Below are 14,242 nucleotides of genomic sequence, written 5' to 3' on the forward strand. Positions count from 1 at the left end.
CAGACGGGAACCCGTCAGCCGGAAGCTGACGGGTCCCCAAAACTCATGCTTAGTATGCCTTAGTGCCGGTGTGAAACGTTTTCTATGACGACGGCGAGGCCCTGGCCGACGCCGATGCAGATCGCCGCGACGCCCCAGCGTTCACCGGAGGCCTGCAGGGACCGGGCCAGCGTGCCCAGGATCCGNGACGACGGCGAGGCCCTGGCCGACGCCGATGCAGATCGCCGCGACGCCCCAGCGTTCACCGGAGGCCTGCAGGGACCGGGCCAGCGTGCCCAGGATCCGTCCGCCGGACGCACCGAGGGGGTGGCCCATCGCGATCGCGCCGCCGTGCCGGTTCACGATCGAGTGGTCGATGCCCCAGGCGTTGATGCAGGCCAGGGACTGCGCGGCGAACGNGAGGGGGTGGCCCATCGCGATCGCGCCGCCGTGCCGGTTCACGATCGAGTGGTCGATGCCCCAGGCGTTGATGCAGGCCAGGGACTGCGCGGCGAACGTTTCGTTCAGTTCGACCGCGCCCACCTGCTCCCAGCTGATGCCCGCCTTCGCGAACACGGCGTGCCGGCAAAGGACCTCTTCGAAGTCATCGGCGTCTCCACCGGCCAGAGCTGGATGAGCGACAACCTCGTCGATGTCCAGTACGACCTGCTCCTGAAGGACGTCGGACTGCTCCGTGGCGAACTCGGCTCGCTGCCCACCGGAGACCTGAATGACGACGTTGAACAGGCCATCCTCCAGGCACGCACTCTTTTGGGCACCGAGACCCCGATCCGGTAGGCCAGAAATCCGGCCTGTGGCCCCGGAGTAGGATCACTCACATGGAATTCGTCGTGATGTACAGCCTGCGTGCAGGGGCCGATCGCTCGCGCATGATGGAAACGTACCCCCGCCACAAGGCCTACTTCGAAGCCTTCCGCGCTGCCGGCGGCGGACTCATCGCGCTGGGCCCGTTCCAAACGACGGATCCGACCGCCGGGTCGATGGGCATCTTCAGCTCCCGCGGGGATGCCGAGCGGTTCATGGCCGAAGATCCGTTCGTTACGGAGGGCCTCGCGGAACCACGCATCCTCGAGTGGAATGCCGTGCGCTTCGAGTAAGTGCCCCGTTCCGCTACCGCCGAGTTCAGCCCTGGTTCAGCCCAAGTCCGGCAGCTTCGCGCGCGAGTGTGGTGATCTGCTGCCAGTCCCCATTCTCGATTGCCCCGCGAGGGGTAAGCCAGCTGCCGCCCACGCAGGCGACATTCGGCAAAGCAAGGTATTTGGGTGCGGAGCCAAGGCTGACGCCACCTGTCGGGCAGAACTGCACCTGCGGGATGGGTGCCCCGATGGCCGCGAGATAGTCGGGGCCGCCGGCCGGTCCGGCGGGGAAAAACTTCATGGCGGTCAGGCCGCGCTCCAGGACGCCCATGACCTCGCCCACGGTGGCAACACCCGGCAGGACGGGCACGCCGAGCGTCAGAAGGTGGTCCAGCAGGGACGGGGTAACGCCCGGGCTGACCAGGAACTGCGCGCCGGCGGCGACGGCGGCATCGGCCTGGCCCGGAGTCAGCACGGTCCCCGCCCCGACGAGGATCTCAGGCACTTCTTCGGCAATGAGCTTCATCGACGTCAGGGCACTCGCTGTGCGGAGGGTGAGTTCGATGATGCGGACGCCGCCGTCGGCCAGTGCCCGGGCCACCGGAACAGCGTGTTGCGGGTCCTCGATGGTGACCACAGGAATGACGGGTGAAACGTGCAGGACGCTGGTGGCGTCAGCCATGGTTGATCTCATTTCTCAGGCCTTCCAGGCCGTGGGTGTCGATAAGGCGGTACCAGTGAAGGAGCAGGTCAGTGAATCCGGGATGGACCGCGAGTTCGCCGTCGAAGATGCTGCTGAAGCCAAGCAGCGCGGGCACCACAGTTTCCGCCGAGCGCGTCACCGTCAATACGGCGTGGAGCCCGGCCGCGAGCGGATCGTTGAGTTCCGACGTCGGGGTGGACGCCACGTGGTGCATCCAGGCGGCGACGGCGAGGGCAGCCCAGCGGGGTTCGCGGCCGGCGTCGAGGGTTGCGCGGACTGTAGTCAGCAGCCGCAGCCCGATTTTTTGGGAACCGTCGCTGCCCACCTTGGCGGTGGTGTGTCCGAGGGCCGTGTTGGCGAAGCGCTCCAGGACCTGTGCGCAGTACCGTTTACCGTCAAGCCCGGGCGGAAGTTCGATGGTGGGCAGCGCGTCCTCCGCCATCATGCGGCTGCAGGCTGCGCGGAACGCGTCCTCTCCTACGGCGTCGCTGATGGTCGCCTTGCCGGTGGCCAGCCCAAGATAGGCCAGCATGGAGTGGCTGGCGTTGAGCAGGCGCAGTTTGGCTGCTTCCCAGGCCGCAACGTCGGTGCTGAAGACTGCGCCGGCTTCCTCCCACGCCGGCCGGTCACCGGCGAAGCTGTCCTCGATCACCCACTGCATAAAGGGTTCAGCCACTACGGCAGCCTCGTCCCGGAGCCCCAGTTCGCGTTCGACGGCGTTAAGGTCGCCTTCCGTGGTGGCTGGCACCATCCGGTCCACCATGGTGCTCGGGAACGTCACGTTGGCGTCCAGCCAGGCAACCAACGGCCCGGATTCAGCGTCCGGGAGTGCGGCAGCAAAGGCTCGGACCAGGGTGCCGGTGAGTTCACCATTGCCCGGGAGGTTGTCGCACGAGAGGACAGTGAGCGGACCTCCGCCGGTGCGGGCCCGCTGCTGGATGCCACGGGCGATCTGCCCGATGGCTGTCTGCGGCGGGTGTCCGGCGAGGTCCGCCTGCACCTGTTCGTCGTCGGTGTTAAGTGATCCGGTCTGCGGATGCATCCGGTAGCCCTTCTCAGTCACCGTCAGCGTCACGACCTGGGTGGAGGCGGCGGCGATCCGGTCCACCGCCGCTTCCGGGTGGTCCCTCCCGGAAACGGCCTCCACGATGCTGGAAACAACCCGGAGCGGGGACGCGCCGTTTCCCCGTTCGGCGACCGTAAACAGGCCGTCCTGCGGCGCCAGCTGTTGCACGACGGTATCGGAACGCTGGGTCACCCCCACGATCCCCCACCTGAAATCGCCGGATGCGAGCATGGCATTTTCGGTGAATACCGCGGTGTGGGCGCGGGCAAAGGCTCCGAGTCCAAGGTGCACGATGCCGGGACGAAGGTCTTCGCGGGGCAGCAGTGCCTTCCGGGTGCCGGCGGCTGCAAGCGCGGCGTTGCTTAGGCGTGCGATGTCAGTTCTCCTTTGGCGGCGCCGGCCGCGTGGGCGCGGGTCTGGTCAAGGGTGGGAATGAAGCCGGTGCCGCCCTTGCCGCCCACCACCAGGGATGCCGCCGCTGCACCAAGCCGGGCTGCTTCCGGAAGGGTATCGCCCAGCACCATCCGGGCGGACAAGGTGCCGACGAACGCGTCACCGGCCCCGGTCTGGTCCACCACTGCTGGGGCAGGGATCGAGTCAATCCACGTGCTGTCCAGCCCCTCGCCCTCCAGCTGGATTCCTTCTGCGCCGCAGGTCACGGCCACGTTGGTGGCGCCGAGGCCACGCAGCCTGGCGGCAGCCTCGGCCGGCGTAGCGCTGCCCAGCAGGGCAGACGTTTCGCCGGGAAAGGACGGGGTCACCAGGTGGCTCTGCGGCGCGAGCTGCAGGAGCGCCGCCGTCGCGTCCTCCACGGACGTGAGCCGGGGGCGGAAGTTGGGATCGAACACAAAGCGGCCGGCAAGATCGGCAGCCTTGAAGACCGCCGCCCGGCATGTGTCAGAAATGGCGCACGCGATTCCGCCGGCCACCACGGCGCCGGCGGACGCGAACACGGCCGGGTCGACGTCGTCGGGGCCGAGGCTGGACCCGACGCTTCCGTTGCGGGCGTAGGAGAACTCGCGCTGCCCTTCCGGATCGGAGTGCACCAGGTAGACGCCCTGCTGTCCGGTCCTGAACTTCAGCAGGCTGGTGGAGATGCCGAGTTCCGCGATCCTGGCGGCGACCGCCTGGCCGAGGTCGTCGTCGGTCAGCACTGCAAGCAGCCCGGTGCGGGCTCCCGCCGCGGCGGCAGCAGCGGCGACGTTCAGGGCGTCGCCGGAAATGCCGAGCCGGGCCGGCACGCCGTGGCCGAACGCCACGTCGGTAGCCACCTCCACCAGGATTTCACCCATGACGACGACGTCGAACGGCTGGTTCTCGTTTTCGGGCATTGCGTTGTTCACCAGTCGTGCACCGATCCGTCGAGCCGCCGGTTGATGGGGAGATATTTGGGGTCGAAGGGGAAGCGGGCGGCCGCGTCCTCGTTGAACTCTACGCCGATGCCGGGAGCGTCCCCGGGGTGCATGTAGCCGTCGTTGAAGGTGAACGAGGTGGTGAACACTTCGTTGGCGGGTTCCCGGTGGCCCATGTATTCCTGGACGCCGAAGTTCGGGATGCTCATGTCCACGTGCAGGGCGGCGGCGAACGAAGCCGGGGAGAGATCGCCGGCACCGTGCGATCCGGAGCGCACCCCGTAGAGGTCCGCGAGGGAGAAGATACGGCGCAAGTGCGTGATGCCGCCCGCGTGCGAAACGGACGTACGGATGTAGTCGATCAGCCGCTCGGTGATTAGCTGCTGGCAGTCCCAGATCGAGTTGAACACCTCACCGACAGCTATGGGCGTGGTGGTGTGCTGGCGGATCAGGCGGAACGCGGACTGGTCCTCGGCAGGGGTGGGGTCCTCAATCCAGAACGGGCGGTACTGTTCCAGGGACGCGCCCAGCCGGCCGGCCTCGATCGGCGTCAGGCGGTGGTGGACGTCGTGCAGGACGTGCACGCCGTAGCCGAACTGTTCGCGCACGTGCGCCATCATCTTCGGTGCGAAGTCCAGGTAGGACGTGGTCTCCCACATATCCTCCTGCGGCACGTTGCCGCTGGCAGGTTCATACGTCTTGCCGTCCACCGGTGCGATTCCGTACGTCTTCTCCAGCCCCGGAACTGCAGCTTGGGCACGGATGGCCTTGTAGCCGAGGTCCAGGTGATGCTGGAAGTCGGCGCTGAGGTCCTCCAGGGTTGAGCCGCTGGCGTGACCGTAGACCATGACGCCTTCGCGGGCGGCACCACCGAGGAGTTCGTACACCGGCATGCCGGCGGCCTTGCCCTTGATGTCCCAGAGGGCGACGTCGATGGCAGCGATCGCCGTCATGGTCACCGGTCCGCGGCGCCAGTAGGCACCCTTGTAGAAGTACTGCCACGCATCCTCGATCCGGCGCGCGTCACGGCCGATCAGCAGCGGGCAGAGGTGCTCCGAGAGGTAGGACGCCACGGCCAGCTCGCGGCCGTTGAGGGTGGCGTCGCCGATGCCGGTGATACCGTCCTCGGTTTCAATAACGAGCGTGACGTAATTCCGTCCGGGAGACGAAACCACTACCCGTGCGTCGGTGATCTTCACTGGTTGGTCCTTCAGATGTGTGGGATGGATGCAAGTAGGTCGCAGCAGGTGTCGTTTTGAGCCGCCGAAACGACACCTGCTGCTACTCAGTCGGGCTGAGCCGCAGCATGACTTTGCTGCTCCCGGACGCCGGATCGCCGAAGACGCGCATGGCCTCCGCCGCCTGGTCGATCCCGAACGTATGCGTAATAACCGGGGAGAGGTCCAGCCCCGAGGCCATGGCCCGGAGGGCGTCGCTGATCTCATCAACGAACCGGTACGAGCCGATCCACGTGATCTCCCGCGTCACCAGGTCACCGAGCGCTGCGGGGGCCGGTGCGCCGGGCAGGTTGCCGACCTGGACGAGCGTTCCGCCGCGGGCGGTGGCGCGCAGGACGCCGCCCAGCACCGCAGGGATGCCGGACGCCTCGAAGACCAGTTCCATGTCCTCCGGGAGGCTGCCGCCGCCGGACACGTTCACTACGTGGTCCGCGCCCATGGCTTTCGCAATCTGCAGCGCGGAGTCGTTGATGTCGGCGGCAATGACGCTTCTGGCGCCGGCGAACTTGGCTGCTGCAACCACCAGCGAGCCGATGGGTCCGGCACCGTTGACCAGTACGTCCTTGCCGGTCAGCGGTCCTGCCCTCCGGACTGCGTGCATGGCGACGGCGAGCGGTTCGGCAAGCGCGCCGTGCAGGGTGTCCACGCCGTCGGGCAGCGGCCGGATCTGGGTTGCCTTGGCGAGCTTGCGTTCGCTGAACCCGCCGTCGGTGTGCGGGTCAAAGGCTGCGGATCCGAAGTACCTGATCTGCGGGTACAGGTTGGCGCGTCCGGCCAGGCGGTCCGGCATGATGCCGTCCCCCACGAGTTCCGCCGGATGTACCGTGACAGGCTGGCCGACGTCGAGGTTCCGTACTCCGGCGCCCAGCTGGGCGATCCGGCCGGCGACCTCGTGGCCGAGGACGAGCGGCGACTTCAGCGCCGCCGTCCCCGAGGCGCCGTGTCGCCAGTAGGAGAGGTCCGAGCCGCAGATCCCGCCCCATTCGACGTCGATGATTACTTCACCGGGGCCGGCAACGGGCTCGGGCCGGTCGTCGATGCGGAGGTCGTTCGCTCCGTGAACTACGACGGCTTTCATACAGCGTCTTCCAGGCGGACCATGTCGCGGCCGCGGACTTCGGGCCCAACGAAGGCTGAGATCAGGGTGATCAGGGAGTAGCCGATGAGCATCGCAGCAAGCGGCCACCAGTGCCCGGTGATGGCAGTGAGGGTTGCAGCCAGCAGCGGGCCGATGGCGGTGGCGAGGATGCCGCCGATTTCCTTGGCCAGGGCGAGCTGGGTGAAGCGGGTGCGGGCTCCGAAGAACTCGGCCATCGTGACGCTTTCCATGGCGAACAGGCTGAGCACGCCGAGGTTGAGGCCGATGACCATGGCAATGGTGATGAGTGCGGTGTTTCCGCTGGTGACCATCAGCATCATGGGGATGGCGAACAGGGCGGTCAGCGTGCTCAACACCAGGTAGAGGGGCCGCCGGCCGAAGCGGTCACCCAGCATGCCCATGACGGGGATTGTCAGGAAGCCAAGCAGCGAGCCGTACACGATGGCGGTGGTGCCCACGCTCTTGTCCACCAGCAGGACTGTGGCGAGGTAGCCCACCAGGAATGTCTGGACCAGCCCCGAGTTGCCGGCCTGCCCGAAGCGCAGGCCCAGGGCGATCAGGAAGGCCTTTCCCTTGCGCTGGTGCAGGGCGGCTTCGATGGTGCTGGTCTTGGCGAGCTCGTCTGCCGCGGCGATTTCCCGCTTGGAGAGTGCCACGCCGTCCACAACATCGGCCCGCTGTTCAAAGACCGGGCTTTCCTTGAGGGAGCGGCGGACCCACACGGCGAAGATCATCAGTACGAAGCTGAACAGGAACGGGATGCGCCAGCCCCAGCTCAACAGCTGGTCCTCCGGAAGTGTGCTCACCAGAAGCGCCCAGAGCGCCGAAGCGGCGAGCGTCCCGGAGTTCGTGCCGAGGCACACGAGGGAGGAGATGAGGCCGCGGCGGCGGGACGGGGCGAACTCGGCCAGCATCACAGTGGCACCGGCGATCTCGGCGCCGGCGCCAAAGCCCTGTGCCAGCCGCAGTGCGACCAGCAGGATGGGGGCCCAGATCCCGATCATCGCGTAGGTGGGGAGAACGCCGATCAGGGTTGTTGACGCACCCATCAGCGCGATGGTGATGAAGAGGACCTTCTTGCGGCCGATCCTGTCGCCCATGCGGCCGAAGTAGACGGCGCCGGCGAGCCGGGCAACGTAGCCGACGCCGTAGGTTGCCATCGCGGCGATCAGGCCAATGACCGGGCTGACGTCGGGGAAGAAGATCTTGTTGAAGACGATGGCTGCTGCCAGGGAGTAGAGCTGGAAATCCATGAATTCCATGGCGGTTCCCAGCCATCCGGAAACGGCAACCTTTGCCAGTTCCTTGGTGGGTTTGGTCTCCGGCCGGGCGGTGGGCGGCGCGATGCTCTCAGTCATCTGGTGCTCCTTTGCAGGCGATGAAAAATGAAGGGGGTGATTGAAAGGAAGAAGGCCGGCGGTTGGTCGTTGTGACCGGCGGCACCTCGCTAACTACTACCATACAAGCACTACCATTCTAGTGTGTCAAGAGAATAGACTGGGGGCATGGCATCCCATAAACCCGGCAAGGGACAGTCCCCGCGGCTCTCTGTGCGTGACCAGACCCTGGAGACGCTGCGGCGTCGCATTATTTCCCTCCAGCTACCTCCGGGTGAGCCGCTCTCCGAGAATGAGCTCGCGCAGGAACTAGGTGTCAGCCGCACGCCGGTCCGGGAGAGTCTGATTCTGCTCAGGGAGGAGGGACTGGTGCAGGTGTACCCGCAGATCGGTTCCTTTGTCTCGCTCGTGGACCTCGGGCGGGTATCCGAGGCTCAGTTTGTCCGCGAGGCCATTGAATGCGCGTCCCTGCGCGACCTATCGGTCGACGAAGCGGGAATTGCCGGACTCCGCGTGATACTCAAAAGTCAAACGGACGCTGATGCCGCCAGCGACGTGGATGAGTTCTTCCGGCTGGACGAAGATTTCCACCGCGAGCTCCTGAGGCTTGCAGGGCACGAATCCGCGTGGGCCGCGGTCAACTCGGCCAAGGCGCATCTGGACCGTGCACGCCGCCTGAGCCTTCTGGACACCAGGCCGATAGCAACCCTGATCCAGCAGCACGCTGCAGTGGTGGACGCGCTTGAAGCCAGGAACCTGGCGGACGCCGACAGCTCCCTGCGGCTGCACCTGCGGGGCGTTTTTGAGGATGTCCAGCGGATTCAGCAGGCAACGCCGCAACTTTTTTCCGACGGCGCCGCCCTGCGGCCCACACGCCGAAGTGTCGCCCGGCTGGCATGAGGCACACGGCGTCGGACAGAGGCGATAGCTAGTCATCCAGGCGGACGCCGCGGACCAGCAGGAGCGTTCCGCCCACAACAACCGCTGACGCCAGGAACACTCCGGCCGCCCCGAGCCCGGCGGCCACAACCCCGATGGCGCTGGGCAGTACCACCTGCCCCACCCTGTTCCCGGCAAGCCGCAGGGCCAGAGCCTTTCCGCGCTGTCCGTCCGGGGCCTGGGCAGAAAGCCAGGACATGGTCAGCGGCTGGCCGATGCCCAGCCCCAGGCCCAGTCCGGCCATCACCACGAAGAGCAGCCACTCCGACATCGGAATCGCGGCGACGGCCAGTGCGACGGTGGAGAGCGCCAGGCTTGAAACCATGAGCCGCCCCCGGCCGAATCTCCGGGACAGGCGCCCGAGCCCCAGCCTCGAAACCATCGAGAACCCGGCCCGCACCGCGAGCATGAGGCCCACCGTGGCCGCGCTGAAGCCGCGCTCCGTACCGAGCGCAGGCAGGTAAACCACCGTCAGGTCCACCACGGCCAGCACCGTGGCGCTGGTTGCCAGTGCCCGGACCAGCCCCGGTGTCCTGAGCAAGGATGCAACGCTTCCCTGCGAGCCGTCCGTTGCCGTGACGGCGGACTTCCTTCCGGTGGCCTTCGTCGAGATCATGAAGGTGGTCACGAAGAGAACCAGGCTCATGCCGGCAGAGAGGAAGAAAATTGCCTGCGTGTCCGGGCGGACGGAAGCTCCGCCCACCACGGAGATTGCCAGCGGGCCAAGCGCCTGCCCCAAAGACGCCGCGAAGGTCAGGTATCCGAACGCGGAGTCAAGCCCTGACGCCACGGCATTGTTCGCCACGACGGCCTGCTGCCCCACAACACATGCCAGCTGGCCTGCGCCCAGCAGCGCCGTGCCGACAACCAACGCGGGGACTGAGGTTCCCCAGAACAGCAGGAAAATGGAACAGCCGAGCACGACGGCGGATCCGATCACCATGAGCCGCCGCTCGCCTAAGCGGTCCACGAGGGCGCCGGTAGGGACGGCCAGCAGCAGGGGAAAGACGGCGTAGCTGGCCGCGAGGACCCCGAGGGCATATCCGGGAACATCCAGTTCCAGCGCCCGGTAGGTGGTTGCCGGCCGGACCAGGAACGTCACGGCCTGGATCAGCGTCGAATGAAGGAGAAGTGCCAGCGCCGAACGGCGGCCCAGTTCGCCGATCACGGGAGGACGGGGGCGGTGCCGGAGACGGCACGCACCGCTGCGTCCCGGGCGCCGACGACATGGTCGAAAGCGATCTTGGCGGCCGCTTCCGGCTTGCCCGAGGCAAGGGTCTCCACCAGGATGCGGTGTTCGGCGAGAGCGTGGTCGCGGCGTTCCTGTGTGCTGTTGGTGAAGTGGCGATAGCGTTCCATCTGGCTGGAGACCTGGTCATGAAACCGCTGCGCCCAGGAATTTCCGGCTATGTCCCCGATGGCGGTGTGCAGAGCCATTCCGTACTTCATGGCTTCGTCGGCGAACTTCACCATGGCCGCATTGCGTTCCACGATCCCCTCCAGGTTCGCGATATCGGCCGGCGTCGCTTTGGCGCATGCCTCACGGGCCATCAGGGACTCCAGGGCGGCGCGGACGCCGTACAGCTCGGCGATCACTCCCTTGTCCAGCGTCGGGACAAGCACGCCTCCCGTGGATTGCTGTTCCAGCAGGCTTTCCGAGATCAGCCGCCGTATTGCCTCCCGCAGCGGCGTCCGGCTGACCTGAAGCGCCGTCGCCATTGCCGGTTCATAGATCCGCTCCCCCCGGCTTCAGTTCCAGGCTGAGGATCCGGCGTTTTAGCTCGCCGTAGACCAGGTGCGCTCCGGTATTCCGGGACTGTGATTCGACCACTGGGGACCTCCACGCTCGTGTACTTGTATACAACTATACAAATACGATCGCTGGTGACGGTGAAGGCCCGGGAAGCTGCCCTAAGAAGCCCAGTCGGCGTCGTCGAAGGGACGGCCGCGGAAATGAGCGCGGAGGTACTCCCCCACAACGGCAGCCCCGAGGTCGCCGGCTTCCGGCGCCACCACCCGGCCGTCGATTCGGCGCGCCATGCGCTGGACGAACCGTTCGAGGCCCGGATCATCGCCCAGCCGGAAGAACGTGGCCTGGGTTCCTGCCCGGCCAAGGCGGTCGAGCTCGGCAATCGTGACGCGGATGGTCTCCGGGGCCGGCGGGTAGTCGAACCACGAGTCCCCGTCCGGCAACAGGTGCGCGGTGGGCTCGCCATCCGTCACCACGAGGAGGACGTGCTGCATTGACGGGTGCTGGCGGAAGAAGCGATTGGCCAGCAGCAAGCCGTGATGCAGGTTGGTTCCCTGCTCCCGCCGTGATGCAAGGGCCGTGAGTTCGCCGATGTCCATGGTCTGCGCGTAGCGGCCGAACGTGATCAGTTGCAGCCGGTCCCCGCGGAACCGGGTGGAGACGAGATGGTGCACGGCGAGTGCGGTGCGCTTCATCGGTACCCACCGCCCTTCGGCGGCCATCGAAAACGATACGTCGGCGAGCAGGACGACGGCGGCCTGCGTGCGCGCCTCCGTCTCCGTCACCTCGATGTCACCCGCTCGAAGCCGTAATCCGCGGCCCGGGTCGCCGCCGTCGGCCACGGTCCGGCGGATTGCGTTTGTCATGGTGCGTGTAACATCCCAGGGCCCGGCGTCGCCGAACTCCCACTGACGGCTGGAGCCCGTTTCCTCGCCGGCTGCCCCGGCGACACGCGTGTCCCGGCGCCCCTGCCGGCCGGACAGCTGTTTGGCGGTGTCCCGCAACAGTGACTTGCCGAGCCGTCTCATGGCCTGCGGGGACAGCCGGAGGTCGCCGTCGGCGCCGCGCCGCAGGTAGCCACCGTCCTGCATGGCCCGCTCGATTTCGGCGAGGGTGCGGGCCGACACGGCGGCATTCTGCCCGAGTTGGCGGGCCAGCGCGTCAAGGTCCAGATCATCAAGGCGTGATCCGTTGTAGGACTGGGAGAGCTGTTCGGCCAGCTCGTCGAGTTCGGCGATGTCCTGAAGCACGCCGGTGCCGTCGCCCAGCCCGAGCCCTTCCTGACCCTCGAACCGTTCGGAGCCATTCCAGTCTTCTCCCGGGCGCAGTGCACGCAGGCTGGAGTCGAGCTGATCGAGTTGCGCCATGAGTTCGGGCGAGCCGAATGCCTGGGCGGACAGGCGCATCAGCTCGTCGCGCTGCTCCGGGGACATGGATTGCAGGAGCCGCTGGGCCGCGGCTGCACGCTGGGCCAGCGCGTCGATCAGCTCCTCGACGGATTGTGGATTTTCCGGAAAGAAGTGTCCGTGCCGGGCCATGAACTCCTGAAAGTCCGCGTCGGTGTCTACGCCGTGCCGGTGCTTGTCCAGCAGTTCGTTGAGGTCCCGCAGCATCTCGTTCACCGCCGCGCGGTCCTCATCCGTGGCGTTCTCGAGCGCCTGCTTCATGCCGGCGAACCGCTGGTCGAGGACCTCACGGCCCAGCAGGTCCTTGATGCGCTCGTAGGCTTCCCGTGCGGTGCTCGACTGCCAGTCATAGGAGGCGAGTTCGTTGACCGCTGCCGCCGTGGATGAAGGCAGGTTCTGCAGCTGCATCTCCCTGAGTGCGCGGTCGGTGTTGTCCATCATGGCGTCGCGGGCCAGCTGCTTGCGTTCCTCCAGCACTGCGGTGTCGAGCAGCTTTTGAACCTCGCTGAGGGTGCCGTCCAGCCGGTGGCGGCTCAGGAGTTCTTTCCGGCGCTGTTGTACGCGGCCGGCGAGGTCGTCCAGGCCTTCCCGGTGTCGGCCTCCGCGCCGGAGGAACTCCTGCAGGGCGTGCCGGGGCGAGTAGCCGGCCATGACGTCCTCGGCTATCGCGTCAAGCGCCTCCGCCAGGTCGACCGGCGGTGCGAGCGGGTCGGGTCCTCCCCTGTACCGGCCGTATTTGGACCGGCTGTGAGCGTTCATGATGCCGCCTATCCCCTAGCCGTATTTTCTTGCTGTGGCTTACTTGCTAGCCGTAAATCGTCTCCTCGTCGTCGGACTCCTTGGAGATCCGCCGGGCAAGGTAGAGACCTTCCAGGGCAAGTTCGATTGCGGTGGCGCGCTGCCCGTCGTTCCTGGCGTCGAGGCGTCCGCTGATCTCGTCGTAGAGGCTGGACGAGTCAAGGGCCGGCAGGTTTTCGAGGAACTCCCGCGCGGTGACGTGTTCCCCCGTGGTCACCGTCCTGTGACCGTCAAGCGCGGCAACGAGCGGGCCGAGGTCGATCCCATGAAAGTGCGCCCGCACGGCTTCAGCTGTGGCAGTCCGCAGGAGGTGGTCGAGGACGGCTTGTTCCCGCCCTTCCTCGCCCGATTCGAACTCAATCTTGCCCGTGAGGACTTCGACGGCGGGCTCGAGGTCGATGATCCGAGCGACCGCCTCGTCCTCACCGCGCACGCTGGCCCTGCGCAGCGCTGCGGCGGCGACGGTTTCGGCACCCGCGATGGCGAACCGTGCCGAAACTCCGGAGGTCTGGTTGATGGCCGGGGATAGCCGCAGCGCCCGGGTGTAGCGGGCAAGGATCTCGAGGATGACGGGCGGGACGTCGGCCACCAGCCGCCCCTCCTGCCGGATGACGGACACCTCGTCGTCGAGCTCTATCGGGTAGTGGGTGCGGATCTCGGCGCCGAAGCGGTCCTTCAGGGGCGTGATGATCCGGCCGCGGTTGGTGTAGTCCTCCGGGTTCGCGGACGCGACGACGAGCACGTCGAGGGGCAGCCGCAGCACGTAGCCGCGGATCTGGATGTCGCGTTCCTCCATGACGTTCAGCATTGCGACCTGGATCCGCTCGGCGAGGTCGGGCAGTTCGTTGATGGCAATGATGCCGCGGTTGGAGCGCGGAACCAGGCCGTAGTGGATGGTTTCCGGGTCCCCCAGCCGCCGGCCTTCGGCCACCCGCATCGGGTCGACGTCGCCGATGAGGTCGGCAACGGAGGTATCCGGCGTGGCGAGCTTCTCAACGTAACGTTCCGAGCGGTGGCGCCAGGCAACACGCAGCCGGTCGCCTTCGGTGAGCACACGGGCGCGGGAGTGTTCCGTGATCGGTTCGAAGGGGTGTTCGTTCAGTTCCGAGCCCTCGATCACCGGCGACCACTCGTCAAGCAGCCCGACCAGGGTTCGCAGGAGCCGTGTCTTGCCTTGTCCCCGCTCGCCGAGCAATACGACGTCGTGCCCGGCGATCAAGGCGCGCTCAAGCTGGGGAAGGACGGTCCGGCTGAAACCGTACATCCCCGGCCACGGATCACGTCCGGCGGCGAGCGCGGCGAGCAGGTTGCCGCGGATCTCGTGGCGCAAATCCTTGTGGACGTGGCCGGCGGCATGCAGCTCGCCAACGGTGAAGATATCGGGACGATCACTCACCTCTCTACCGTAGACCTCCACTGTGCGGGGAATCGAGGGAATTTCCCCGGTTTTTCACCCGCGGGTCCGCGCCACGGCCTAC

General features: G+C 66.8%; 13 protein-coding genes and 3 pseudogenes. 3 read left to right on the forward strand and 13 right to left on the reverse strand.

The genetic code is table 11. From position 1 onward, the window contains the following. Positions 1 to 59: 59 nt before the first annotated feature. From ASF98_RS25220 to ASF98_RS24340, 3 genes and pseudogenes are all read right to left on the reverse strand, one after another. Positions 60 to 182: a hypothetical protein gene (locus ASF98_RS25220; protein WP_442854055.1), complete on the reverse strand. Its 123-nt coding sequence runs from the start codon at positions 180 to 182 to the stop codon at positions 60 to 62. Between the two features lie 4 nt (positions 183 to 186). Continuing rightward, positions 187 to 398, reverse strand: a pseudogene (locus ASF98_RS24335) (3-oxoadipyl-CoA thiolase); the annotation flags it as partial. Position 399: 1 nt separating this feature from the next. Beyond that, positions 400 to 555: pseudogene (locus ASF98_RS24340) on the reverse strand (3-oxoadipyl-CoA thiolase); the annotation flags it as partial. 3 nt (positions 556 to 558) lie between these two features. On the opposite strand from ASF98_RS24340, the gene ASF98_RS20850 reads away from it, so the two are divergent. Together ASF98_RS20850 and ASF98_RS20855 are read left to right on the forward strand one after the other, a co-directional pair. Beyond that, on the forward strand, positions 559 to 777 hold the full coding sequence (locus ASF98_RS20850; protein ID WP_055806198.1) for a hypothetical protein: 219 nt from the start codon (positions 559 to 561) through the stop codon (positions 775 to 777). Positions 778 to 818: 41 nt separating this feature from the next. Further along, complete coding sequence (locus ASF98_RS20855) at positions 819 to 1,097, forward strand: YciI family protein (RefSeq protein WP_055806201.1); 279 nt, start codon at positions 819 to 821, stop codon at positions 1,095 to 1,097. 25 nt (positions 1,098 to 1,122) lie between these two features. Here the strand turns inward: ASF98_RS20855 and eda are convergent, their stop codons facing one another. From eda to ASF98_RS20885, 6 genes are all read right to left on the reverse strand, one after another. Continuing rightward, a complete protein-coding gene (gene eda / locus ASF98_RS20860) occupies positions 1,123 to 1,758 on the reverse strand; it encodes a bifunctional 4-hydroxy-2-oxoglutarate aldolase/2-dehydro-3-deoxy-phosphogluconate aldolase (protein ID WP_055806203.1) in 636 nt (211 codons plus the stop codon). Then, positions 1,751 to 3,136: a mannitol dehydrogenase family protein gene (locus ASF98_RS20865; protein ID WP_200939418.1), complete on the reverse strand. Its 1,386-nt coding sequence runs from the start codon at positions 3,134 to 3,136 to the stop codon at positions 1,751 to 1,753. The genes eda and ASF98_RS20865 overlap by 8 nt, the downstream gene beginning before the upstream one ends. A gap of 71 nt (positions 3,137 to 3,207) precedes the next feature. Beyond that, positions 3,208 to 4,137 (reverse strand): PfkB family carbohydrate kinase, encoded by a 930-nt coding sequence (locus tag ASF98_RS20870; protein ID WP_200939429.1) that lies wholly within the window; start codon positions 4,135 to 4,137, stop codon positions 3,208 to 3,210. Positions 4,138 to 4,184: 47 nt separating this feature from the next. After that, entirely contained in the window at positions 4,185 to 5,396 is a 1,212-nt protein-coding gene (gene manD / locus ASF98_RS20875; RefSeq protein WP_055806210.1) for a D-mannonate dehydratase ManD, read from the reverse strand. Between the two features lie 82 nt (positions 5,397 to 5,478). Then, positions 5,479 to 6,513 carry an L-idonate 5-dehydrogenase gene (locus ASF98_RS20880; RefSeq protein WP_055806213.1) on the reverse strand — a complete coding sequence of 345 codons (1,035 nt, stop codon included), beginning with the start codon at positions 6,511 to 6,513 and terminating at the stop codon, positions 5,479 to 5,481. After that, on the reverse strand, positions 6,510 to 7,892 hold the full coding sequence (locus ASF98_RS20885) for an MFS transporter (RefSeq protein WP_055806216.1): 1,383 nt from the start codon (positions 7,890 to 7,892) through the stop codon (positions 6,510 to 6,512). Before ASF98_RS20885 ends, ASF98_RS20880 begins: the two co-directional genes overlap by 4 nt. A gap of 147 nt (positions 7,893 to 8,039) precedes the next feature. Here ASF98_RS20885 and ASF98_RS20890 point away from each other — a divergent pair, with 147 nt between their 5' ends. Next, the gene (locus ASF98_RS20890; RefSeq protein ID WP_055806219.1) at positions 8,040 to 8,771 is read left to right on the forward strand and encodes a GntR family transcriptional regulator; all 732 of its coding nucleotides are present in this window, start codon (positions 8,040 to 8,042) and stop codon (positions 8,769 to 8,771) included. A 28-nt stretch (positions 8,772 to 8,799) separates the two neighbouring features. On the opposite strand, the gene ASF98_RS20895 is transcribed toward ASF98_RS20890, so the two are convergent. From ASF98_RS20895 to ASF98_RS20910, 4 genes and pseudogenes are all read right to left on the reverse strand, one after another. Continuing rightward, complete coding sequence (locus ASF98_RS20895) at positions 8,800 to 9,978, reverse strand: MFS transporter (RefSeq protein ID WP_055806221.1); 1,179 nt, start codon at positions 9,976 to 9,978, stop codon at positions 8,800 to 8,802. Then, positions 9,975 to 10,641: pseudogene (locus ASF98_RS20900) on the reverse strand (GntR family transcriptional regulator). Before ASF98_RS20900 ends, ASF98_RS20895 begins: the two are co-directional and overlap by 4 nt. Positions 10,642 to 10,721: 80 nt before the next feature. Next, the gene (locus ASF98_RS20905; protein WP_055806226.1) at positions 10,722 to 12,725 is read right to left on the reverse strand and encodes a vWA domain-containing protein; all 2,004 of its coding nucleotides are present in this window, start codon (positions 12,723 to 12,725) and stop codon (positions 10,722 to 10,724) included. Positions 12,726 to 12,771: 46 nt separating this feature from the next. Continuing rightward, the gene (locus ASF98_RS20910) at positions 12,772 to 14,160 is read right to left on the reverse strand and encodes a sigma 54-interacting transcriptional regulator (RefSeq protein ID WP_055806229.1); all 1,389 of its coding nucleotides are present in this window, start codon (positions 14,158 to 14,160) and stop codon (positions 12,772 to 12,774) included. Positions 14,161 to 14,242 lie beyond the last annotated feature (82 nt).

The sequence above is a fragment of the Arthrobacter sp. Leaf337 genome (assembly GCF_001423745.1).
Lineage (GTDB): Bacteria > Actinomycetota > Actinomycetes > Actinomycetales > Micrococcaceae > Arthrobacter.

Excerpts from the sequence above, each read along its gene's own strand:
- ASF98_RS20855 (WP_055806201.1), top strand. The coding sequence starts at position 819 with ATGGAATTCGTCGTGATGTACAGCCTGCGTGCAGGGGCCGATCGCTCG.
- ASF98_RS20870 (WP_200939429.1), bottom strand. The coding sequence starts at position 4,137 with ATGGGTGAAATCCTGGTGGAGGTGGCTACCGACGTGGCGTTCGGCCAC.
- ASF98_RS20885 (WP_055806216.1), bottom strand. The coding sequence starts at position 7,892 with ATGACTGAGAGCATCGCGCCGCCCACCGCCCGGCCGGAGACCAAACCC.
- eda (WP_055806203.1), bottom strand. The coding sequence starts at position 1,758 with ATGGCTGACGCCACCAGCGTCCTGCACGTTTCACCCGTCATTCCTGTG.
- ASF98_RS20890 (WP_055806219.1), top strand. The coding sequence starts at position 8,040 with ATGGCATCCCATAAACCCGGCAAGGGACAGTCCCCGCGGCTCTCTGTG.
- ASF98_RS20905 (WP_055806226.1), bottom strand. The coding sequence starts at position 12,725 with ATGAACGCTCACAGCCGGTCCAAATACGGCCGGTACAGGGGAGGACCC.
- ASF98_RS20880 (WP_055806213.1), bottom strand. The coding sequence starts at position 6,513 with ATGAAAGCCGTCGTAGTTCACGGAGCGAACGACCTCCGCATCGACGAC.